Source organism: Patescibacteria group bacterium, from assembly GCA_040387855.1.
In the GTDB taxonomy this organism is placed as follows: domain Bacteria; phylum Patescibacteriota; class Minisyncoccia; order Phycocordibacterales; family JAKAEA01; genus JAZKCY01.
The window spans coordinates 698,558-722,519 of the sequence record JAZKCY010000001.1; the positions used below are offsets into that span (position 1 = coordinate 698,558).

Sequence of the window (23,962 nt, forward strand, 5' to 3'; positions counted from 1 at the left end):
TACTCTTGCCTGTTGGATAAACTACCACATATGTTTACTCTGTCAAGCGCAACGTTATTTTGAAATATTTGTAAGAAAATCACCTACTATTTGCTCTACTTCATGCTCATTATTTGTTTCCATCAATTTTGCTCGCAATTCTGCTGCTCCATCAAAATTATTTACATATGCTTTGTAGTGTTTCTTCATCACCGCAAAACTTTTTATATCTCCCAAAAGTTCCATAAATAACTTTGTATGTTCTACCATTGCAGTTAATCTGTCATGTATCGAAACGTGTGCTATATCTATGTCTTTATTAAATCTCCATGGATTACCAAAAATCGCTCGTCCAAGCATTGCGCCGTCAGCTCCCGTCTCTTCACACTTCTGTCGTGCATCATTCAAATCTTTCACATCACCGTTGCCCAGAATAAGCGTTTTCTCGGGTAAATCTTTTTGTAGTTCATCACGAATTTCTACGGCACGCTTCACATGCTCCCATCGAGCAGGAACCAACGACATTTCTTTTCGAGTACGTGCATGGATAGTGACCGCAGCAGGATTCTCTTTTAAAATTTCAGGTAACCAGGTTTCTAGTTCGTTTTTGTTGTACCCAATTCTAGTTTTTACTGATACAGGAATTCCTCCAGTATGTGTTTGAGCTCCCTCTTGTGCAGCACGAATCACTTCACGAGCAAGTGCTGGATTTCTAATCATTGCTGCTCCTGCTCCCTGCTTTTCTATGGATCTATCAGGGCAACCCATATTAATATCAATACCATCAAAACCTAGCTCTCGCACAAGCGCTGCTGCTTGCTTCATATATTCTGGGTGTGAGGAAAAAAGCTGAGCGATGATTGGTCGTTCTGCTTCGGTATACAATAAGTCTCGCATTAGCTTTTTCTTGCCCACCTCTGTGGCTCGAATTAGCCCGTCAGCAGATACAAACTCTGTCCAGGTCACATCAGGCTTGCCATATTTTGCAAACATTCTGCGAAATGCAGGATCGGTTACATCGGCCATAGGAGCCAATACAAACATCGGTTTCTTTAGTTTTGCCCAAAAGCCTTGATTCCCTGGATTCATAGGTCACCAACAATACCACGAATAAGGACTTCTGTCTCCTCCCAGCTCACACATGCATCAGTAACAGAAACTCCATATATAAGATTAGGTCCAACCTCTTGTTTGCCTTCTTTTAAATTACTTTCAAGCATAATTCCTTTGATTGCAGTAGATCCCTTTACTCGTTGTTCGACGACATCGGTAAGCACGCCTGCCTGCTTTTTATAATCTTTCTGAGAATTGCCGTGTGAACAATCTACAATAATAGATTCTGGCAAATTATTTTTCTTTAAAAGTTCTATTGTTTCTTTAATAAACTCAGGCGCATAATTTGGTCCTCTCTTTCCTCCACGCAAGATGACGTGTGCATGTGGATTACCTTCTGACTCTATTTTTGAAACTACGCCCTCTACATTTATTCCCCAAAAGTGATGTGGGTGTGTGGCAGTGACCACGCCCTCAACAGCTGCTTGAATAGAACCATCAGTGCTGTTTTTAATTCCTACGGGAAATGAAAGTGCACTTGCAAGCTCTCGATGAGGCTGTGATTCTGCAGTTCGTGCACCAATTGCTCCATAGCTTAAAAGATCATCAAAATAATGAGTGGTAAATGGATCGAGCACTTCAAAAGCTACAGGCACACTCATTGCAGAAATTCCAATTAACACTTCACGAGCTTTTCGCACTCCTGCTTCAAAATCAAATGTATCATCCATACCAGGATCATACACAAGTCCTTTCCATCCCATAGTACTGCGAGGCTTTGCAAAATAGGTACGCATCACGAGCAATACTTTGTCTGAGACTTCCAGCTGAAGTGCTGCCAATTTTTCTGCGTATTCAAATGCAGCTTGAGAATCATGAATAGAACATGGTCCGGTAATCACAATAAACCGTTTACTCTTTTCTGAAAGGATTTCTGAAAGTGCAGTTCGTCCTGAGGAAACTACATTTGTAATATATGGCGCTAACGGCAATTCTTTTTTTAATGCTTGAGGTGTGATGACCGGTGTAATATTCATATCTATATTTTAACCTTATTTAGGAAATAAAAAAGCCTCACGCGCGCACGTAGCGCACGGGAGACTGGAATCAGGCAAATTGACCGACATTGCCCCAGCGTTGCGCGGGAGCAGGACGATCAGTACCAGCGACTACTGCAGGTTTGTCAGAACCAGGAAGCTTGTATGTGGCGTTGCACATGGGACACTTCACCACATCCTTGGCATCCGGTTGGACTTCGACATCTTTCTTGCAGTTAATGCATGTGGTCGTCATCTTCTTACCTCCATTGTATGAACAGTAATTGTTTCCCTCCCAGCGAGTGCGTGGGTAAAACAAAAACGAGCCCTATCGAGAGCTCGTTTTTGTTACTTGATTGATCTACTTAACCTTCACGTAGCAAAGACGAACTTTCGATAACCGAATCCAGAGAAAGAAGTTAAAGTGATTGTTGATGAAATTCTTTATATTCATACAATTAGTATATACCCTTGGTACTTCACGTCAACTTCATCTATTGAGGTCCTGTTGATAAAGTTCAATTGCGGCCCCAGGTCTCATTCCCCCGCGAATCATTCTCTCCGCAATGAGCTGCTCAACTTTATCTTGAATTGCACGATTCATGGGACGAGCACCAAATTTTGGATCTACTCCATAGCTCATGACATATTTTACTAAGTCATCTGTAACAACCAAATTGATTCCTCGCTCAGCCAATCGCTTTTTTAATTTTTCTAATTGCAGTCGAGCAATCTTTTCTAAGTGTTCATTCTGAAGAGGATGAAATACTATGACACCATCGAAACGGTTGATAAGCTCAGGCTTCATAATACTTGCTTTAATAATAGAATCGATAATGATATCTTTTGCATGATTCAAATCATCTCCATGTTTTACGGCTTCCCAAATAAGGTCACTGCCTGCATTTGAAGTTGCAATAATAAGCAAATTTCGAGCGTTAATCTTTTTACCAGACATGTCAGAAAACATACCTTCATCGAGAATTTGCAAGAACAAGTTCATCACATCGGGAGTTGTCTTTTCAAACTCATCAAGCAAGAGCACGCCATAAGGGTGTTCTCGTAACATAGTTGAAAGTACTCCTGCTTTTCCAGAATCAAATGAGCCAATAAGCTTTGAAAGCGATTCACTAGATGTGTATTCAGACATATCTAGTCGCTCAATTTTTGCTTCAGCTCCGAAGAACACTTCTGCGAGGGCCTTGGTGGTTTCTGTTTTTCCTACTCCCGTTGGTCCCAAGAATAAGAATGATGCAAGTGGTCGATTGGGATTATTAATTCCTGATCGAGCTCTGCGAACTGCATTTGCGATTGCATCAACAGCAATATCCTGACCAATAATTCTGTGATGTAAAATTCCTTCAAGATTTAATAACTTCTCTCGTTCTTCGGGTGTTACATCTCCTACTGGAATTCCTGTTTTCACTTTTACCAATGCGAGCACATCTTCCCGAGTTACCATGCCATCAGTTCGTCCAGCAATTTGCGGAGCAAGTTCTACCAAAAGATCTACAGCTCGATCAGGCAAAATAGCATCTGGGAAATATCGCTCTGCTGATTCTGCAATGGCTACAAGTGATAGAAACGTAAAGAAAACTCCAAACTGAGCTTCTAATGGAATAATTTCATTTTCTAAAACCCGGATAGTATTAAGTGAATCAATTTGCTCGATAAGGATTTTATCAAAGCGCTGACCAAGTGCTGCATTGCGTTCGATGATTGAATGATATCGTTCGGTATCAACAAGACCAATCATATGAATTGTTGAAGATGTGAAATAACGATCAAGCACCGCTACAATGTCTGCGCCAAGGGCTTCTCCTGATGCCATAAATGAAGCAAAATCTGGGATAACTAAAATGACATTGCCCGCATACTGAGCTTCATTCATAAGCTCCATCAGCTTTGTTTCAAATTCACTCTTTGAATGTGCTGCTGCTCCCAAAAGTTCAGCATCAAACACAATAATTCTCTTATGAGTTAGCTCTGGAAATGCCAAGCCTTCTTCCATCATGTACTTTAATCTCGCAATAATTTCGAGCTGTCCTTCTCGATCGTTTCCTACAAGAAAAGCATTGGCTCCCTTACCCTTAATCAAAATTGACTCAAGCTCTTCTAATTCTTTTGATCCGTAGGTCTCATGAATTTCATAGTTTGTAATATCTATAACGGGAAGCTCCATTGCATACTCATCTAAATAGAATGTTTGACCATATGACCAATTTTTTCCAATACCAGGAATTCTTCCTAAAATATTTCGACTCCACCATCGCTTCTTTTTCTTAGCTTCGACTTCTCGCTCAACTACCCATTGTGAAATAGCAGAAAAATCTTTCTGTTGAATGCTTTTTGTAAATAGAAAATCTGCAAACTCTTTATCGAATGCATAAATTGCCTGAGTATAATCAACAACGCCCACATGATCCTGATTTGGAATTGAAAATGTTGAGCCATCAGGAATATTTTTGCGTGAAATTACAAACTCTTGAACTTCTTCAGAGCTAATTCCCGCTCGCCGCATAATGAGCTGGCCTTCAACGGTTCGCAAAAAGCTTTCGGTAATATCTTCCTGTGTTGAATAGAACAAAATATTTGCGAGCTCAAATGGCATTACCGGCATTGGCCGCTTTTCGTTCTTATCTGGAACCGCTTTAAAATAAAATGAGTAATAAAAAGCTTGGAGACTAATTATTACCATCCAAAATGGCAAAGCTACAAAAAACAAACCATAAATTACATTGAGCAATCCAGAATATTCAGGAGAAATACCAGCAAGTGAGTATACACTTAATAAAGCAATAAAAAGGGCTCCGGTAACAATCCATGCAATTCTTCTTACACGATCTTGCAATCGATGTGGAATAACCTGCTCTAGAAAAAGAGCTGGATAGTATTCTTTAATGGCAATTGATGTGAGTTCTTTAAATGTCATATCGCTTTAATTAAGAAAACTATCCCCAAACCAAAGAATGCAATAATAAATAATGGGAATGCGAGCCAGATAATAAACACACATGCTCCAATAACAGTAATGACACTCATACAAATAAATCCAGTAAAGATTACAGCCAGACGAATCACAGCTCCGGCAAATCTAATACAAAGATTTATAAGTAATGCAGATGCTATGTTGCTAAACGACAATCCAGGCTGTCGTTCTTCAACCATTTTTTCCCAGGGTTGAAATAATGTTTTAAATAAAATACCGATTGAGAAAAAATGCCCGATAAACCAAATAAAATTTTGAAAAATAGTAAAGCCACTTGAAATTGCCCGACCATAATGCCAGTGAATATAATATGGTAACAACAACAAAGGTCTCATTGCAGAGTTATTATACCCCACTTTCTTCTACTTCTTGTACTTCGTTATCCCCTGAAATTTTATAATAGACTTTATTTCCAAATCTCATGTCGATATATTCAAGCTTTGAACTAAGTGTAGTGAATATGGGAGTGTTTTTCACAATCACATCTAAGTTTGCAATAAGAAGATCCACACTTTGATCTTGCTTAAAAAGTAATTTTCCACTCTCTTCAAAATATATTTCAAATATTCCGTTATCTTTTGCAACAAGAGCATACGGCTTTGCACTATGGGAATTTAGAAACGTAATTAGTTTGTCTATATCTTTAAATTCTTGTGAATCAAGAAATGTGGCACCAATTGCTTTGTCTGCAGGTATTAATCCATAGAACGCAAAAAACACATTACCTGAGAATATTGGTGACTCTGCAAAAATATAACCATTAGAATCTAGAAAATAACAGACTTTTGATCCAGTATCTTGAGGCATACCTGTACACCAAGTATATGCTGGCGCTCGTTCTTTAATAGAAATAGTAAGTGTGTCTCTTTTTGTAGATACTTCCACAGATTCAACTCGAGTATTATTTTCTAATATTTGAGCCTTAATTGAATCTTTATCATACAAAAGCTTATTTGATTTAGAAAAAAGATACGCATAGCTTCCAGCAAGATTTTCTTGTGCTATTGCTTTAAGACCATCTACATCCACAGCAGCATTACCTTCTACTGCTATTACTTTTATAGCCAATGCATTTAGTTTTGAAATGAGCGATGCACCTGCGATAAATATAATGATAGCTGCAGCAATACCAAATATCTTGGCATAAAATATGCGGCGTTTACGTATTGCGAGTCGGGAATTTTTTAAGGGAGATTTGTTTTTTTTCTTAAGCGAAATCATTACGCGTTAGGCCTTTTTTATAACATCCCTGCCTCCCATGTATTTTCTGAGTACTTCTGGGATAGTAATTGAACCATCTTCGTTTTGATTGTTCTCCATAATAGCAACAAGCATTCGTCCCACAGCAATAGCAGTAGCATCATTCATGTGAACAAGATCATTCTTACCGTCGGCACGTTTTACTCGAGTATTTAATCTTCGAGACTGAAAATTTCCTGTGAGGTCTGCACTATGAGTTTCTCGATATCGATTTTGTCCAGGCATCCACGTTTCAATATCTATCTGACGATAATCTGGGAATCCCATATCACCCGTGCATACGGCAATTACCTGATACGGTAATTTAAGAGAAGTTAAAATATACTCTTGAATAGCAACAAGGAATGACTGCTCCTGAATTGAATTTTCTGGAAGACAAAATGTTTCCATTTCTAATTTATCAAACTGATGCTGACGAATAATTCCACGAGTGTCTTTACCATTTGTTCCCGCTTCACGTCGAAATGCACTTGAGTAGCCAACATATCGAATTGGTAATTCTTTTTCAGTAAGTATTTGATCCATATGTAGTGGACCGAGAGTGTGTTCCGCACTTCCAATGAGCATCAAATCATCATTTGGGAACATATAATGTTCTTCAGGATTCATAAACCGAGCCATTCGATTTTGAATTGCTGGTTTTATAAATACGGGAGGAACTACAGCAGTAAATGCTGTGACAGGCACCGTAAGATTTGCATCCTGAGCAATTTCTTCTATTTTTTCTTTATTTGTGAGTATTTCTAATCCAAATTGAATAAGCGCAAACTGAAGTAATGCTAAGTCGCCCTTAAGGTATGCAAATCGAGTTCCAGAAATTTCCCCTGCTCGCTCGGTATCTAATATACCCAAATTTTTCCCCAGTTCATCGTGCTCCTTAGGTTGAAATGAAAACTTTGGAATTTCTCCAACTTGTCTCAAGATTTTATTTTCTTCTTCATCTTTTCCAATTGGAGTGTCAGGAGATGTAATGTTTGGAACTTTAAGCATGAGAGCCATGTATTTCTTTGTGACCTCTCGTGTTTGTTCTTCAGCAGCTTGAAAATCAACTTTCACTTGTTGCATTGCATCAATAAGTTGTTGTCGTTCTTCAGGAGTTTGAGCCTGTGCAATTTTTGCACTAGCTTCATTTTGTTCAGCACGCTTCTTTTCTGCAATTGTCATTACAGCTCGACGTTCATCATCAAGAGCAATAAGCTGATCAAGATCAACTTCTTTATTTCTATTTTTAATTATCGCAGCAACAATGTCTTTATTTTCCCGGATGAATTTAATGTCCAACATAGTAGGTAGATAATAACAAATAGTCTTTAATTTAACCACTACCTCATCTTTATCATTTCTTTATCTCAGACATGTATAAATAGAAGAGTCATGATTCGTAAATTAGAAAAACATGAGTTTCCCTATCAACTGTTACAGATTCCCCAGCCGCCAGAGCACCTATATATAGAAGGAATGCTTCCAAAAGCTGATGCAAAGCTCTTGTGTGTGGTCGGCGCGAGACAAAATACACACTACGGCAAAGAAGTAACAGAAAAGCTTATCGCAAGCTTAGCTGGCAAAAACATATCTATAGTATCGGGACTTGCCATGGGCATAGATACTATTGCTCATAAAGCAGCACTCAAAGCCGGGTTGCATACACTTGCTGTGCCTGGGTCGGGCTTAAACCGCAAAGTCCTCTACCCTTCTATTAACAAGAACTTCGCAGATGAAATTATAAAATCAGGAGGCGGATTACTTTCTGAATTTGAACCAGACTTTGTTTCAACCATGTGGGCATTCCCCAAGCGAAATAGAATCATGGCCGGACTGTGTCATGCGGTACTTATCATAGAAGCAGAGAAAAAATCAGGAACGCTCATTACTGCACGTTTAGCAACAGACTATAATAAAGATGTGTTTGTAGTTCCTGGCCAAATATTTGCTCAAAATTCTGAAGGACCGCATTTATTATTAAGACTGGGAGCAACTCCAATCACGTGTGAGAAAGATCTCCATGAAGCATTAGGCTTTGATACACTTTTTGAAAATCTCACACCTGAACAGAAATATTTTGACTGTAGTGAGCAAGAAAAAAAGATAATTTCTATTCTCAAAGATTCTATGTCTCGTGATGATTTAATTCGCGCCGTTGGAATACCGATCCATGAACTTAATATGCTACTTTCGCTCTTAGAAATTAAAGGCCACATACAAGAGCATTTAGGACTTATCCATCTAGCCTAAATTTGCAAACAAAAAATATATGTAGTACACCTTATATATGAAACTCCTTATCGTAGAGTCACCAGCGAAAGCGAAAACAATATCAAAGTATCTTGATGGAAAGTACACAGTTAAGGCTTCAGTTGGCCACGTGAGAGACCTTCCCAAGAACAATAAAAAGGCCATCGACATCGAAGGTGGTTTTATTCCGCACTATGAAATTAGTAAAGGAAAAGAAAGTGTTGTTGCCGAGCTTAAACAGCTCGCAAAAAAAGCTGATGAAGTGTTACTCGCAACCGACCCCGACCGAGAAGGAGAAGCTATTGCTTGGCATATTAAAGAAGCTATTGGATTGAAGAAGCCAAAGCGTGTTGTATTTCACGAAATCACCAAGGAAGCTGTGCAAGAGGCGATGCTTCATCCACGCGATATTGATGAGAACTTAAAAGAAGCTCAAGAAGCACGACGAGTGCTCGACCGACTTGTGGGATATGATCTATCCGGACTCATTTGGAAAAAAGTGCGTTACGGACTTTCTGCTGGACGAGTACAATCTCCTGCTCTACGAATTTTGATGGAACGTGAACGAGAAATCAGAGCATTTATTTCACATAAATTCTGGGTTATTACTGCTGATGTTTCAAATCAGGCAAATGTTCAGTTTATTTTGGAATGTGGCGAACAACCTACCGATTATGCCCTTGTTGAAAAAATTTTAGATATTGGAAAAAAGAATGAGTGGAAAGTTAAAGACTTAAAAGAAACCGAAGTAAAACGAGCACCAAAAGCACCGTTTATTACCTCTACCCTTCAACAAGCAGCTAGTTCACGTCTTGGATATGCTCCATCACGAACCATGGGTATTGCTCAAAAGCTTTACGAAGCTGGTCTTATTACCTACATGCGAACTGATAGTACCAACTTGAGTAAGATGGCAATCTCACAAGTTGCGGGCGTTGTGGAAAAGAAATATGGCAAAGAGTATCTCGATATCCGCACCTATGCAGCAAAAAGTAAAAATGCCCAGGAAGCTCACGAAGCTATTCGACCAACAAATCTTGCCGTAGCTTCTGCCGGTATAAATGAAGAACAAAAGAAACTATATGAACTTATCTGGAGCCGTACCATTTCTTCACAAATGGCAGATGCCAAAGTATTGCGAACGAAGCTTTCTGCAGAAATTGTAGGTGCCCCTTCTGATATCCCAGAGTTTGCAATCAACGGTTCACGAGTGCTTTTCGATGGATGGCTAGCGGCAGATCCAGCAGCTCGACAAGATGATGTTGAACTTCCAAAGGTAACTGTGGGAGAAAAACTCAATCTTATTGATCTTAAAACAGAAGAAAAAGAAACTCAGCCTCCATCTCGCTATTCAGAAGCAGGATTGGTGAAAGAACTTGAAAAGCGAGGTATTGGCCGCCCTTCTACTTATGCATCTATTATTAAGACTATTGTTGATCGAGGGTATGTAGAAAAAGATGGTAAAACACTTAAGCCTACAGATACTGGAGATGTAGTAAGTACTTTTCTTGAGGCAAATTTTAATGAATATATCAGTGATTCATTTACCGCTGAAATGGAAGATGATCTCGACGAAATTTCTCGAGGTGAAAATCAGTACCTCAAAGTGCTTAAGGATTTCTATGGGCCGTTCTTAAAGATGGTGAAAGAGAAATCTAAGAACGCTGATAAGATTACCGATCTTGGTCCAGTTGATGAACAATTCAAGTGCCCTGTATGTAATGGACCTATGATTTGGAAGCTTGGGCGAGCTGGCAAATTTATGAGCTGTAAAAAATTTCCAGAGTGTGTGGGAGCACGAACTGCTGAAGGAAATATTATGGAAGGTCCAAAGGATTTGGGTATCAAATGTCCTGATTGTGAAACCGGTACGCTTGTAGAACGACAAGGCCGATTTGGTACTTTTATCGCCTGCTCAAACTATCCAAAATGTAAGTACGTTAAAACAGATGAAAAAGAAGAAGCCCGTCGCAAGACCGGAGTAAAATGTAATGTCTGCAACGAAGGTGAAATGACTGAAAAGCGCGGACGATTTGGAATCTTCTACGGATGTTCAAACTATCCAAAATGCAAAAATATAATTAAAACAAAACCTACAGGCAACATCTGCCCTATGTGTAATTCTCTTATGATGGAAGGAACAAAAACTATTCCTGAACGCTGCTCAAATAAGGTGTGTCCAAACCACAATCCTCATAAGCTAGATCCAAAGAAAGTCTAATTTGACATAAATACTATTTAGTGGTTATATGAATACCGGTTCGTTCTAGGAGAGTTGATGATTTCCAATGCACGTAGAATCTTTCTTCTAACTGAGATCGTCTACTTTTACATGATGGAAAGGGTGTTTAATGCTGATGACCTGGGAGTAATCAATGGTCCGCCGCCATGTGTGGCAAAAATAGATGACCGGATCATTGATGCCACGTGGGCAGGTTTCAGAGAAAAGATACCTGACCTGACTCGAGAAGAAGTCGTTGAAGTGTTTGTCCCGATCCTCGATCGGGTGAACCGGGCAGTGCAACGCAATGCAGATACGTTTCCGCCCTTCAAATTTGTATCTGCTAGCCCTGGTCCTTGGCAAGAAGGCGAAGGAAACCGCCTTGAAAGAACAGTTGTTCAAGTGGTTGAAAAGATAGAAAGAATATCATAAAGCCCATAAGAACAACACCAGACTTCCCGTCTGGATTTTTTATACCTGAATTTGCTTTTAATACCAGAGTGGTACTATTAAGATATGCTTACCGCTCAAGACATAATTAATGTAATGAACTCTCCTACTGATGCAGAAGTTGCATTGATTAAAAAGGCGTATGACTTTGCGCAGGAAGCTCACAAAGATCAAAAGCGATTTACAGGTGAACCATATTTTGTGCACCTTACAGAAACAGCAAAAAACCTTGCTGATTTAGGCATGAATGGCACTATGATTGCTGCTGGATTACTTCACGACAGTATTGAAGATGTAGGTGTAACTCCTCAAACTATTGAAAAAGAATTTGGCAAAGAAATACTTTTCTTGGTTGAAGGGGTCACAAAATTAGGAACAGTAAAATATAGAGGAACGACGCAACACAACGAAAGTATGCGTAAGCTTTTTGTTGCAATGTCACAAGACTTACGAGTGCTTATCATCAAACTTGCAGACCGACTTCACAACATGAGGACTCTTCATCATGTTCCAGAAAAGAAGCAAAAAAGAATTGCTGGTGAGACATTAGAAATATATGCTCCGCTTGCCTACCGCTTTGGGATGCGAAAGCTCTCACGCCAACTTGAAGATTTAGCATTCCCTTTTGTATTGCCAGAAGAATATAAAAAAATCCAACAGTTTACAAAAAAGAAACAATCTGAAATTGAAGATCGACTTAAGAAGTTTTATAAATCAGTACGGAAAGTATTAGCAAAAGAAGATATTATTTCTGTTCAAACAGATTACCGAGTAAAAAGCTTATACAGCTTACATAAAAAGATCCTTAAAAAGAAAGGTGAACTTGAGAAAATCTATGACATCATTGCCCTACGTATTATTGTGAATGATGTCGGTGATTGCTACAAAGTATTGGGAATTATTCATGGTACATGGCGCCCATTACCTGGCAGGATTAAAGACTATATTGCCTTTCCAAAGCCCAACGGCTACCGAAGTATTCACACCACGATATTTACTGGCGATGGCAGTATTGTTGAAGTGCAGATAAAAACAAAAGAAATGCATGAGCAAGCAGAATTTGGTATTGCTTCTCATATGAAGTATAAAGATGGATCAGGAAAAAAGACTCATTGGATCCAAGAACTAGTTCAACAAGAAAACACGAGCTATCTTTCTAAAAACTTTATTACGAGTTTAAAATCAGATTTTCTCAAAGAACGTATTTTTGTGTTTACCCCTAAAGGTGATGTGATCGATTTACCAATAGATTCAAGTCCTATAGATTTTGCGTATAGTGTTCACTCTGATTTGGGAGATCACATTAGTGGCGCTCATGTAAATGGGAAATTTAGCTCTCTTGATCGCAAACTCAAGAATGGTGATATCGTAGTGGTTATTACCAAAGCATCTAGTCATCCCACGCAAAAATGGCTGGATTTTTGTAAGACGACAATGGCAAAAAGACATATCAGATCTATTCTTGATAAGATAAGTAAAAAATAAAACTGCATCACTGCAGTTTTATTTTATTTAAATATTGAAGTTTGAAACAGAATAGATATCCTCGTTTTCTTCTTCTTTCTTTTCTACTGGAGTTCTATCATCTATAGCTCCCTCTGATGTTGATGCTGCATCTGCAGGAATCATTGGCGCATCAGATGTTTCGAGTACTGTTTGAGGTAATGCTGGTTCTGCTTGAGCAACAGTCTCTACTGCTGCCACTGTAATTCCAACATTTTGCATCTGCGTTGCTTGCTGTTGTTGCTGGGCATTGATGAAGTTGTTCATCATTCCCGGCTGCACTCCTGCTTCCCTACTTTTGTTTACAAGATCTAGAATTGCTCGCAAATCATCTTTAGAAAAGAAATCGATAGTAAGCTTTCCTCCTACTTCTTTTCGCTCGATATGAACTCGTGTTCCTAGTGACTCTGCAAATCTCTCTTCTATCTCGGTAATTTCAGGATCAGCTCCCAAATCCTTCTTTCGTACTTTTTCTACCGCAATCTTTCGTGCAATCATTTCAGCTTCTCGCACCGTGAGCTTTCGGAACATGATTTCTTTAAAGAGAGTACTCTGCTCTTCAGGTCGGTCATTGAGCATCATCAAAGGTCGAGCATGACCTTCAGTAATTTTTCCAGTAGAAAGCGCATTCAAGATATCTTCTGGAAGTGAAAGTAATCGCAAACTATTTGATACGTATTCTCGTGATTTACCAATTTTTTCTCCAATCTCTGCATGCTTAAATCCGAATTCATCTGCAAGTCGCTGGAATGATCGAGCACGATCAACAGGGTTCAAATCTTCTCGCTGTACGTTTTCGATAATAGCGAGTTCGAGCTTCATTAAATTGTTGTCTTCACCAGTTTTGATGAGACATGGTACTTCGCGAATTCCTGCGAGTTTTGAAGCTCGTAATCGTCGCTCTCCTGCAATGAGTTCGTATTCTGTACTTAGACCTCCATCTGGCTTTTGCACTTCAGTACGAGTCACAACAAGAGCTTGTAGCACTCCGTACTGTCGAATTGAATCTGAAAGTGCTTGGAGCGCAATCGGATCAAAATCTTTTCGTGGCTGATATGGATTGGGTTTGATCTTATCGACTTCTATCCAAAAAATTGAATCGTTGTAAAACTGTGACATATAATTGTTCCGTCATTTTAACACACATAGAAAAACATGAAATGGTGAATAAGGAGTGCACAACACTTCAGGAATATTTTATAGGGCTTATTGTAGAGTACATTGATTTTTAAAGATTGTTTGATACACTGCTTCGTATGCCGGGGTGGCGGAATTGGTAGACGCACACGACTCAAAATCGTGCGAAGTAATTCGTGGGAGTTCGATTCTCCCCCCCGGCACATTTGACACTCATCTGTTGTATTGTATTCTAAGAATAGTAGCAATGTAACGGTTCTCTTCTGAAGGAGAGGATCGCGGCCGAATCACGTCAAACACAGCGAGGATGCCATGTCTGGTTATGACGGTGAACAAGAGGAAGGCAACAGGGATGCTGGTGGATTTGTGGGCATGCCTCTTGAGGAGGCCCCACCGCCGACACTCCGGCCGATGCGTTACCTGCCCAACGGGTGGGACAAATACGCACCTGAGCTGGGGCCACAGGTGCACGTGCGAGAGTCGCTCAAGCAGATGTGGCGTCGCTGGATAAAGCGTTTGCTGAAAAGTCGTGCCAAAACAGCCGGCGCTTCGGCAAGTTGATAGCCGTGTCTGAACCACATTTGGATCAGGCATTTTTTATTATATGGAACCTAAGAATATAAAACCTAAAATTCTCGTCATTGTTGGCCCCACATCATCGGGTAAAAGTGACTTAGCAGTAGAACTCGCCCTTAAATACAATGGCGAGGTTGTTTCTGCTGATTCACGCCAAGTCTATAAAGGTATGGATATTGGTACAGGGAAAATCACCAAAGAAGAAATGAAAGGTGTACCGCATCACCTTCTCGATGTAATCTCTCCATCAAACGAATATGTATTTTCAGTACAAGATTTTAAAGTATTAGCAGACAAAGCTATAGCCGATATTCTTTCAAGAAATAAATTACCAATAATTTGCGGTGGTACTGGATTTTATATTCAAGCTGTTGTCGACAATGTAACCCTCCCAGAAGTATCCCCAGATCAAGTACTTCGAGCAAAGCTGTCTGAGAAATCTACTGAAGAGTTATTTGAGATGCTTAAAGCAAAAGATCCAGAACGAGCAGAAGTTATTGACCCACACAATCATGTCCGAATTATTCGGGCTCTTGAAATTAACGAAGCACTTGGCAATGTACCCAAAATTCAAACCGAGCCCTTATATGACACACTTCAAATTGGCATCGAAATTTCTGATGAAGAATTACGTCCACGAATCTTCAAACGACTCTTAAAACGCTTTGATCTGGGAATGCTTGATGAAGCAAAAAAACTTCATGCTGAAGGGGTTACGTTTAAACGCATGGAAGACTTGGGACTTGAGTATAAATACATGGCCCTTCACCTCCAAAATAAGCTTACACAGCAAGAAATGATAGATGCGCTAGAGATTGCTACCCGTCAGTATGCACGGCGCCAAAAGACCTGGTTTAGACGGGATAAACGCATAAAATGGCTCAGTCTCGACAATAAGTCCGAAATCGCTTGCTCTATTGATCAATTTATAGTATCCTAGGGAAACTTAAAGAATTAATGACATGTCACAGGATCGACTCATCAAACTAGCGTGTAAAGATTGCAAACGCGTAAACTACTGGTCAAGCAAGAACAAGCGAAAAGTAGACCGCAAAATAGAACTTTCAAAGTTCTGTAAGTGGTGCCGAAAAATCACTACACACAAGGAAGCAAAGAAATAATAAAAAGCCCCATACGAGGGGCTTTTTATTTTGGCTCTACTTATGCTAGTATGTGCCGTACGGGCCTATAGTTTCAATGGTAAAACAACGGTCTCCAAAACTGTAGTTGCAGGTTCGAGTCCTGCTGGGCCCGCCCTAAATATAAATCTTCTTAATCAACGGATTGATTCGTGTGATAAATTCATAGCGAGAGTATCCTGCCGTATTTGCCACATCAGTTGCAGTAATTTCCAAATCCCCACTCTTTCCAATAAGTACAACTTCATCTCCCACATTTAGATCAGGAGTATCAGTCACATCTATAACAATCATATCCATCGATACTCGCCCCATCACTTTAGCTTTAGAACCATTAACAAGTACATGTCCCACACTCGAAAGACTTCGTGGAAATCCATGCCAGTATCCAATAGGACATACAGCAATCTTTGTTTCTCGAGTTGTCTCTTCCGTAAAGTCATATCCAATTTTTTCTCCAGCTGGAATTAACTTTATTTCACTTACAATTGTTTTCCATGAAAGTGTCGTTTTGAGAGCTGAACTGTTTTCTTTGAGTAATCCTATTTCTGGAGAAGGCCAAATGCCATGCATTCCAATTCCAATGCGAACCATATCAAAATGAGTATCAGGAAATAGCAAAGCGGCACCTGTAGCTGCAGCATGAACTATTGGTGAAAATCCGGCTCCCTTAAATGCATCTACCCAGGTAAGAAAGAGCTGTCGCTGCTTTTGAGTTTCTTCAGTAAACGCAGGATCTTTTGCAGATGCAAAGTGAGTATACAAACCATCTACTGAAATCTTATGATTATTCTGTGTGAGCACTTTTAGTACTTCTTCCATCTCATGGGACATAAAACCCTGACGATGCATGCCACTATCTATCTTCACATGAATCTTAAGAATCCCCTTAAGCTCACGTGTACTGATATCAGTAAGCATGTACATACTTGAGGCTGTGACCGTAATGTCCTGATTAATGGCTTCCTGAAGCAGTTCTGGCAAAGTATAGCCAAGTACTAGAATTGGCTTCGTAATACCCTCCTTGCGCAATTTTAAGCCTTCCACAATAGAATCTACAGCAAACCAATCAACCCCAAGTGTTTCAAGCTGTTTTGAAAAATCAACGAGGCCATGACCATATGCATTAGATTTCACTACTGAAAGTAGCTTAGTCGGTTTTGGAATAAGCTCACGGAACGTTTTATAATTGTGCTCCAATGCAGCACGATCGATTTCGATCCATGTACGCACACCCAATCGTTCTGTTCGTGAAATGCCACTCATATTATTTTATTTGTTTGAAATACTTTCAATAAATAGCTGCCGTAATTTTTTTGAGACTTCTCCTACCTGACCATTCCCAATAAGAGCATCATCAATATGTACTATTGGTAGTACTTCTTTATTTGATGCAGTAATAAAAGCTTCATCTGCATCCAACATTTCTCGTTTTGAGATATTTTTTTCTACTACACTCATGCCGGCATTTCTTGCGAGTTTTATGACATGATTTCGAGTAATCCCAATTAAGATATTTTCAGCAGGTGTATAAATTTTATTCTTTTTTACAATAAAGAAATTACTCGTACTGCATTCTAAAACCTTACTGTTATATAAGTACAAAATCTCGACAGCTTTCTTTTTATTCTTTTCTTTCTGAAGCTGAACTGCAGTAATGTAATTTGTAGTTTTAATGTCTGAAAACATTCGCTCGTGTTCATGAGTTATGAGTGCTGCACCTTTTTCAAATAGGTTTTCAGGTAAATCTTTGAGATCTTCAATTAAAATAAAGAAGCTGGGTTTTGCAGGATTGAAAGAAAGGCCTTCAACTAAAGTTCCACCAGTGAGAATCATTCGGATACCGGCATTCTGATCTTTAATTTTATTTTTAGTAAGTAATTCTTTAATTATTTTCTCTATCTTTGGAGCAGCTGCAGGAATAATGAGTCCCATTTTTTTTGCCGATTGTTCAAACCGAGCAATATGTTCTTTGAGTAAGAACGGCTTGCCATTGTAGACTTTTGCATAATCAAAAATAGCGTAGCCTCGCAAAATTCCAATGTCATTAATTGGCAAAGCTGCTTTTGCTATTGGTATGATCTTCCCGTTGTAGTAACAGAATTTCGGCATATAGTGTACATACTATAACACAAAGGAAACCAGATTTGTTTCAACAAAAAACCGCCCCTAAACATTGCTCAGGACGGTTTGTTTTGTGCGTAGGGAAGGATTCGAACCTTCGAAGGCCATAGGCCGACAGATTTACAGTCTGTTGTAATTGACCACTCTACCACCTACGCAGTGAGAAAAATATAACTTAAATCCCAGCAAAAAACAAGTTCACGAAAAAACCGCCCTTCGACATTGCGTAGAGCGGCTCTTTCTTTTCTTATTATGAGTTTATGTGTCCTGCATTCAACATATCCTCCCGTAGCATACTTCCCTTTCGTCCCTTCTTTACATCAAAGGTAAACTGATTGTCTTTAACTCCCACAGTTACTGTTCCTCCCTTCATGACTCCCTTTGAGATAATCATTGAGGCTACAGGTGTAAGAATTTTGTTTTGAATCAATCGTCGAAGTGGTCGCGCACCGTACTGAGGGTTGTATCCTTCTTTTGCCAAGAATTCGAGTACAGGTTCACCAATTTCAAGATTAACTTCTTTTGAAGCAAGTCGTTCTTTGACCATATTCACCTGGATTTCTACAATCTTTCGAATTGCTTCTCGAGGCAAGATATCAAAGACAACGGTATCATCAATTCGGTTTAAGAATTCTGGTCGGAAGAATTCTTTCAAAGAATCCATAACTCGGTTCTTCACATCTTCGTAATCAGATTTATCTTTATTTGCATCATCTGAATGACCGAATCCGAATCGCTGCATTTTATCAATATAGTTTGCACCGAGGTTTGAGGTCATGATGATGATTGAGTTTCGGAAGTTTACCTTTCGTCCCTTTGCATCGGTGAGCTGACCGTTGTCGAGCACTTGAAGAAGAATATTGAATACTTCTGGATGTGCTTTTTCAATTTCGTCGAGAAGGATTACAGAGTATGGTCGATGTCGGATCATTTCAGTAAATGTTCCACCTTCTTCATATCCCACATATCCAGCTGGAGCACCAATGAGCTTTGATACAGAATGCTTCTCCATATATTCTGACATGTCGATTCGAATAAGTGACTTTTCGTCATCAAACATGAATTCTGCAAGTGCTTTTGTAAGCTCAGTCTTTCCAACTCCTGTTGGTCCCAAGAATATGAATGATCCAATTGGTCGATTTTCATCGGCAATACCAGCTCGTGATCGTTTTACCGTATCTGCAATTCGTTTTACTGCTTCATCCTGACCAACGATTCGGCTCTTGAGCTCATCTTCCATTCGGTTCAATCGTTCTGCTTCACTTTCTAGCATTCGTGACACTGGAATTCCCGTCCATTTTGCTACAATATCTGCAACATCCTGTTCAGTAATTTCTTCTCGTAGAATTCTTCGTGAACTCTGGAGTTTCTTAAGTCGCTTTGATTTTAGATCCAAATCTTTTTCAAGCTGTGGGATGCGTCCATAGCGAATCTCAGCTGCCTTTCCAAGGTCTGCTCGAGCTTCTGCTGATTCTGCATCAAGTCTAAGAGTTTCAAGATCTTTCTTAATTTCTTTAATACTTGTGAGAATTTCTTTTTCGTTTTTCCACTTAAGTTCTATTTCAGAAGTTTGTTCTTTGAAGTCTGCAATTTCTTTATCAATTTGCTTGAGACGATCCTTAGCTTTGGTTGTTGTCTCTTTCTTAATAGCTTCTCGTTCAATTTCAAGACGCATCACTTTTGCATGGGTTTCCTGAAGAATTGGTGGAAGATTTTCTAAAGCAATCTTGAGGTATGAGGCCGATTCATCAATAAGGTCAACAGCTTTATCAGGCAAATATCGGTCTGTTATATATCGACTTGAGAGATTTACTGCGGCAATAATAGCATCGTCGGTAATTCGCACTCCGTGGTAGAGCTCATACTTTTCTTTAAGACCTCGCAAAATTGCAATAGTGTCATCAACTGATGGTTCATTTACAAACACCGGTTGGAATCGTCGAGTAAGCGCTGGATCTTTTTCAATATGCTTTTGGTATTCCTTTAATGTAGTTGCACCAATTGCGCGAAGTTCTCCTCGTGCAAGCGCAGGCTTCAACATATTTGAAGCATCAAGTGATCCTTCAGCTGCACCTGCTCCCACTATAGTATGAATTTCATCAATAAACAGAATTACTTTTCCATTTGATCGTTCAATTTCTTTGAGAATATTTTTAAGTCGTTCTTCAAATTCACCTCGGTACTTTGTACCAGCTACAAGTGAACCAAGATCAAGTGAGACAAGTTCTTTATCTTTAAGAGATTCAGGAACATCGCCCTGAGCCATACGCACAGCAAGACCCTCTGCGATAGCTGTCTTTCCAACACCCGCTTCTCCAATCAAAATTGGATTATTCTTTGTGCGTCGAGAAAGGATCTGAATGATTCGAGTGATTTCAGTATCTCGTCCAATCACTGGATCGAGCTTATTGTCTGCAGCAAGCTTGGTGAGACTTCGTGTGTATTTATTGAGAGCCTTAAATTTCTTTGGAGCGTGAGTGTCGTTTACCTTACTTGATTTCAATTCTTCAAGTACGCGAAGCACAGAATCTTTATCGATTCTAAATCGAGCTAATAATTCTTTAGCTGTACCAGGAATTTCAATGGTTGCAATAAACAAGTGCTCTGTTGAGATAAACTCATCATTGAGAGTCTTTGCAATCTTAACAGCACCTTCTATAGCTTGAGCTAGATCAGGTGTGAGGTAAATTTGATATGAAGGATTAAGTGTTGCATTTCCATCCGGTGCTTCAATAGCTTCAAGTAATGAATCAGTCATGAGAATACTATCAACCTCGAGCTTATCGAGAATTGACGCAACCATACTTTCTTCCTGAAGGATAAGCGCTGCAAGCAAGTGCAATGGATTAACGTGATTTTGACCACGTTCAATCGCAAGCTCATGTGCCCGTCGGATAGCCTCTTTGGCTTTTGTCGTAAAATTACTTAGTGGTGGCATGAATGTGGTTATTAAAGGCTAATGCAATAACTCGTTTCAGAAATCAGTATATTAGCAATGACTTATTTGTCTTTCGGGAGCTGTTATTGTGTAATAATTATATTCGTTATTTTCTTCAAAGTCAAATCAAGATCTTTCTTTGTTGTAGCACGTCCAAATGTAAATCGTAGTGATGATGCTCGACACTGTTTCCCCCGTTCTCCGAGAGCATCAACAACATATGAATACGACTCTTCTGAAAGATTCATACACGAACTAGCCGACGAACAAGCGATTCCTTCATGATCAAGCTTGATTACTGCAAATTCTGCATCAAGTCCCGGAATACATATATTCACATTGTTTGGCAATCGTCGTGTGATGTCTCCATTAATAGAGACGTCGGGTATATATTTTATTACAGACTGGATAAAATATTCTTGAAGTTTTGCTAAACGTTCTGATTCTTCTTCACGCATTGCATGAGAGATTTTTAACGCTTCAGTCATTCCTACAATTCCAGCTACGTTTTCTGTGCCTGATCGCAATCCTTTTTCTTGGCCTCCTCCCCGAATGATTGGCGAAAGTAACACATGTCGCTTTGCAGCAAGAAGTCCAACACCTTTTGGTCCATAGAGTTTTGATGCATCAAGGGTCATCATATCTACTCCAAGCTTTTGAAAACTAATATCAAGATAATTTGCAGCTTGGCTCGCATCAGTGTGAAGATACGGATAGGCATTATCAAGATTATTCTCTTTTTTATATTCAGCAATCATTCGTGAAATTTCTTTTACGGGCTGAATAGTTCCAATTTCATTACTTGCAAGAATTATTGTTACGAGAACTGTAGTTGGCTTTAATGCTGCTTTAATCTTTGTAGGATCAACAATTCCATTTTCTTCAACTGGCACATACGTTACTTCCCCGCCTTCTTTCTCTATAAATCTACACATTTCTAAAATCCCCGGATGCTCTATATTTGTAGTAATAATATGAGGCTTACTGTCTTTTAATTCTTTTTTCCAATAATTAAATGTACCCAATACAGCAAGATTATCAGCTTCAGTTCCACTTGCAGTAAAAATAATTTCTTCAGCTTTGCAATTTAAAATCTGAGCAATATCTACTCGTGCCTGCTTTACAGGTGCTTTAGCCTCAAGTCCTTCCTTATATATAGCAGAAGGATTTCCAAAGGTTTCAGAGAAATAAGGAAGCATGGCTTTCAACACTCGTTTGTCGAGCGGTGTTGTGGAAGCATAATCTAAAAATATTCGTTTACTCATATATATAATGTGCTACTATAGGATATCATGCCTTTTGTTCTTACACCCACCATACTTATTTATATACTAGCTGCAGTTCTCGGTATTTTTATTATTATCCTTCTTGTATGGATGAATAAAATGAATAACCGCCTCAAAGGATTGCTCCGAGGTAAGAATGCACTCACCCTTGAAGATTCGATTGGTAACATTACCAAAGAATTGCAGGATCTCAAACTTTTCACAAAAGAGATGGAAGAATATCTCACAACTGTTGAAACTCGACTGAAAAATAGTTTGCAAGCTGTAGAGACAATTCGTTTCAACCCATTTAAAGGAACTGGATCTGGCGGCAATCAAAGTTTCTCTACTTCTTTCATAAATGAACACGGCGACGGTGTTGTGCTTACAAGTATGTATACTAGAGATCGTATCAGCATGTTTGCTAAGCCTCTCAAGAAATTTGAATCAGAATTTGAACTTTCTGAAGAAGAACTCGAAGCAATTGAAACCTCTAAGAAGAAGCTCGAGAAGTAAAAACTGGCCAATTAGAGCATTTTGTAGTATTATGTTTCAACTATGGCAGAAAAAACAACTCTCATTGAACGTCCTCCGGTAATTGCCATCATGGGCCATGTTGACCACGGGAAATCAACGTTGCTCGACTATATCCGAAAGACTAATATTGTAGAAGGTGAAGCGGGTGGAATTACCCAGCGTATTTCTGCATATGAAGTAATGCACAAAGGTGCAGATGGTAAAGAGCATGCTATTACATTTCTTGATACTCCTGGTCACGAAGCGTTCACCGCTATTCGATCACGAGGCGCAAAAGTAGCAGACATTGCTATTCTTGTTGTGTCTGCTGAAGACGGAGTGAAGCCTCAAACTATTGAAGCTCACAAAATTATCGTTGCTGCAGGAATCCCATTTATTGTTGCTATTAATAAGATTGATAAAGAAGGTGCAGACATTGATAAAACTAAAGTAAGTCTTGCTGAAGCAGGAGTATACGTAGAAGGATTTGGTGGAGATATTTCTTTTGTACCTATTTCTGCAAAGACTGGTCAGGGCGTTTCTGATCTTTTGGATATGGTACTTCTCCAAGCTGAACTTGAGGCTCTTCAGGGTGATCGATCTGTTCCTGCTGAAGGAATTATTATCGAAGCAAACCTTGATAAGCGAAAAGGAATCTCAGCTACAATCATAATCAAGAACGGAACACTCAAGACCGGACAGTTTGTCCTTGCTGATACTGCTATTGTTCCTGTACGAATGGTAGAAAACTTTTTGGGTAAGCCTATAAAAGAAGCAACCTTCTCAAATCCCATTCGACTCATTGGATGGAGTGAACTTCCAAAAGTTGGAACCTCAATCTTTTCTGTGAGTTCAAAGAAAGAAGCAGATCAACTTATTCTTGATCGAAAAAATGGTAAAGCTCCATTAAAGAACACTCCTGTTAAAGAAACAGATGAAGCAGTTATCCCTATTGTACTCAAGGCTAATGAAGCTGGAGGTCTTGAAGCTCTTGAACATGAAATCAAAAAAGTAAAAAACGACCGGGTGCGAATTAAGATAATTTCTAGTGGGGTTGGAGATATTACAGAAAACGATGTGAAGCTTGCTAGTGGCCGTGAAAACACTATTGTTCTTGGATTTAATCTTAAAGTAGATGCACAAGCAAAGTCTTTAGCTGAGAAAACAGGAGTTGTTATTCAGACATTTGATATTATATACAAGCTTTCTGAATGGCTTGAAAATGCAATCAATGAACGAACTCCACGAATGAATGTAGAAGAAGCTACAGGAACTGCAAAAGTTATTCGTCTTTTTAGTAAGACTAAGGATAAACAGGTGCTTGGAGGTAAAGTAGAAAAAGGAGTAATTATGTTGAATGCCGAAGTTAAAATCTTACGACGTGATTTTGAAGTTGGCCGTGGACGAGTACGAGAACTTCAGCATCTTAAAAACAAAGCGACAGAAGTACCAGAAGGAAAAGAATTTGGCGCACTCGTTGAATCAAAGATTGAAATCGCTCCTGGCGATCGTCTTGAAGCATTTAATGTTGTTCAAAAATAAC

At 39.2% G+C, this 23,962-nt stretch carries 19 protein-coding genes and 3 tRNA genes; 10 read left to right on the forward strand and 12 right to left on the reverse strand.

All coding sequences use genetic code 11. From position 1 onward, the window contains the following. Positions 1-54: 54 nt before the first annotated feature. The 6 genes from V4519_03960 to serS form a co-directional block, all read right to left on the reverse strand. Entirely contained in the window at positions 55-1,068 is a 1,014-nt protein-coding gene (locus tag V4519_03960; GenBank protein MES2437145.1) for a tRNA-dihydrouridine synthase, read from the reverse strand. After that, positions 1,065-2,069, reverse strand: coding sequence for a 3-deoxy-7-phosphoheptulonate synthase (locus V4519_03965; GenBank protein MES2437146.1), 1,005 nt, complete (start codon positions 2,067-2,069; stop codon positions 1,065-1,067). Before V4519_03965 ends, V4519_03960 begins: the two co-directional genes overlap by 4 nt. 490 nt (positions 2,070-2,559) lie before the next feature. Continuing rightward, positions 2,560-5,001, reverse strand: coding sequence for an AAA family ATPase (locus V4519_03970; GenBank protein MES2437147.1), 2,442 nt, complete (start codon positions 4,999-5,001; stop codon positions 2,560-2,562). Then, the gene (locus tag V4519_03975; GenBank protein MES2437148.1) at positions 4,998-5,393 is read right to left on the reverse strand and encodes a hypothetical protein; all 396 of its coding nucleotides are present in this window, start codon (positions 5,391-5,393) and stop codon (positions 4,998-5,000) included. Before V4519_03975 ends, V4519_03970 begins: the two co-directional genes overlap by 4 nt. 10 nt (positions 5,394-5,403) lie before the next feature. Continuing rightward, positions 5,404-6,279: a hypothetical protein gene (locus V4519_03980; GenBank protein MES2437149.1), complete on the reverse strand. Its 876-nt coding sequence runs from the start codon at positions 6,277-6,279 to the stop codon at positions 5,404-5,406. Positions 6,280-6,285: 6 nt separating this feature from the next. Further along, positions 6,286-7,602 carry a serine--tRNA ligase gene (gene serS / locus V4519_03985; GenBank protein ID MES2437150.1) on the reverse strand — a complete coding sequence of 439 codons (1,317 nt, stop codon included), beginning with the start codon at positions 7,600-7,602 and terminating at the stop codon, positions 6,286-6,288. Positions 7,603-7,692: 90 nt separating this feature from the next. Between serS and dprA the strand changes: the two genes are divergently transcribed. The 4 genes from dprA to V4519_04005 all read left to right on the forward strand — a co-directional run bounded on the left by dprA (position 7,693) and on the right by V4519_04005 (position 12,706). After that, a complete protein-coding gene (dprA, locus tag V4519_03990; protein MES2437151.1) occupies positions 7,693-8,550 on the forward strand; it encodes a DNA-processing protein DprA in 858 nt (285 codons plus the stop codon). A gap of 37 nt (positions 8,551-8,587) precedes the next feature. Then, on the forward strand, positions 8,588-10,771 hold the full coding sequence (topA, locus tag V4519_03995; protein MES2437152.1) for a type I DNA topoisomerase: 2,184 nt from the start codon (positions 8,588-8,590) through the stop codon (positions 10,769-10,771). Positions 10,772-10,828: 57 nt separating this feature from the next. Continuing rightward, a complete protein-coding gene (locus tag V4519_04000; GenBank protein MES2437153.1) occupies positions 10,829-11,203 on the forward strand; it encodes a hypothetical protein in 375 nt (124 codons plus the stop codon). A gap of 84 nt (positions 11,204-11,287) precedes the next feature. Continuing rightward, positions 11,288-12,706 carry a RelA/SpoT family protein gene (locus tag V4519_04005; GenBank protein MES2437154.1) on the forward strand — a complete coding sequence of 473 codons (1,419 nt, stop codon included), beginning with the start codon at positions 11,288-11,290 and terminating at the stop codon, positions 12,704-12,706. Positions 12,707-12,733: 27 nt separating this feature from the next. On the opposite strand, the gene V4519_04010 is transcribed toward V4519_04005, so the two are convergent. Further along, complete coding sequence (locus V4519_04010) at positions 12,734-13,843, reverse strand: ParB/RepB/Spo0J family partition protein (protein MES2437155.1); 1,110 nt, start codon at positions 13,841-13,843, stop codon at positions 12,734-12,736. 139 nt (positions 13,844-13,982) lie between these two features. Here V4519_04010 and V4519_04015 point away from each other — a divergent pair. The 4 genes from V4519_04015 (at position 13,983) to V4519_04030 (ending at position 15,691) form a co-directional block, all read left to right on the forward strand. Next, positions 13,983-14,064, forward strand: a tRNA-Leu gene (locus tag V4519_04015). Between the two features lie 401 nt (positions 14,065-14,465). Continuing rightward, the gene (gene miaA / locus V4519_04020; GenBank protein MES2437156.1) at positions 14,466-15,377 is read left to right on the forward strand and encodes a tRNA (adenosine(37)-N6)-dimethylallyltransferase MiaA; all 912 of its coding nucleotides are present in this window, start codon (positions 14,466-14,468) and stop codon (positions 15,375-15,377) included. 22 nt (positions 15,378-15,399) lie between these two features. After that, positions 15,400-15,558 carry a 50S ribosomal protein L33 gene (gene rpmG / locus V4519_04025; GenBank protein ID MES2437157.1) on the forward strand — a complete coding sequence of 53 codons (159 nt, stop codon included), beginning with the start codon at positions 15,400-15,402 and terminating at the stop codon, positions 15,556-15,558. A 61-nt stretch (positions 15,559-15,619) separates the two neighbouring features. Then, positions 15,620-15,691: transfer RNA gene (locus tag V4519_04030), tRNA-Trp, on the forward strand. A 2-nt stretch (positions 15,692-15,693) separates the two neighbouring features. Here V4519_04030 and alr read toward each other — a convergent pair. The 5 genes from alr to V4519_04055 all read right to left on the reverse strand — a co-directional run bounded on the left by alr (position 15,694) and on the right by V4519_04055 (position 21,903). After that, positions 15,694-16,842 (reverse strand): alanine racemase, encoded by a 1,149-nt coding sequence (gene alr / locus V4519_04035; GenBank protein MES2437158.1) that lies wholly within the window; start codon positions 16,840-16,842, stop codon positions 15,694-15,696. A gap of 6 nt (positions 16,843-16,848) precedes the next feature. Then, positions 16,849-17,688 carry an aminotransferase class IV gene (locus V4519_04040; protein ID MES2437159.1) on the reverse strand — a complete coding sequence of 280 codons (840 nt, stop codon included), beginning with the start codon at positions 17,686-17,688 and terminating at the stop codon, positions 16,849-16,851. A gap of 86 nt (positions 17,689-17,774) precedes the next feature. Beyond that, positions 17,775-17,858, reverse strand: a tRNA-Tyr gene (locus V4519_04045). A gap of 92 nt (positions 17,859-17,950) precedes the next feature. Then, positions 17,951-20,638, reverse strand: a complete 2,688-nt coding sequence (locus tag V4519_04050) for an AAA family ATPase (GenBank protein MES2437160.1) — start codon at positions 20,636-20,638, stop codon at positions 17,951-17,953. An 83-nt stretch (positions 20,639-20,721) separates the two neighbouring features. Beyond that, positions 20,722-21,903 (reverse strand): cysteine desulfurase family protein, encoded by a 1,182-nt coding sequence (locus tag V4519_04055; protein ID MES2437161.1) that lies wholly within the window; start codon positions 21,901-21,903, stop codon positions 20,722-20,724. Between the two features lie 27 nt (positions 21,904-21,930). On the opposite strand from V4519_04055, the gene V4519_04060 reads away from it, so the two are divergent. Further along, a complete protein-coding gene (locus V4519_04060; protein ID MES2437162.1) occupies positions 21,931-22,419 on the forward strand; it encodes a DUF4446 family protein in 489 nt (162 codons plus the stop codon). Between the two features lie 42 nt (positions 22,420-22,461). Next, positions 22,462-23,961 carry a translation initiation factor IF-2 gene (gene infB, locus V4519_04065; GenBank protein ID MES2437163.1) on the forward strand — a complete coding sequence of 500 codons (1,500 nt, stop codon included), beginning with the start codon at positions 22,462-22,464 and terminating at the stop codon, positions 23,959-23,961. Position 23,962: the final 1 nt, after the last annotated feature.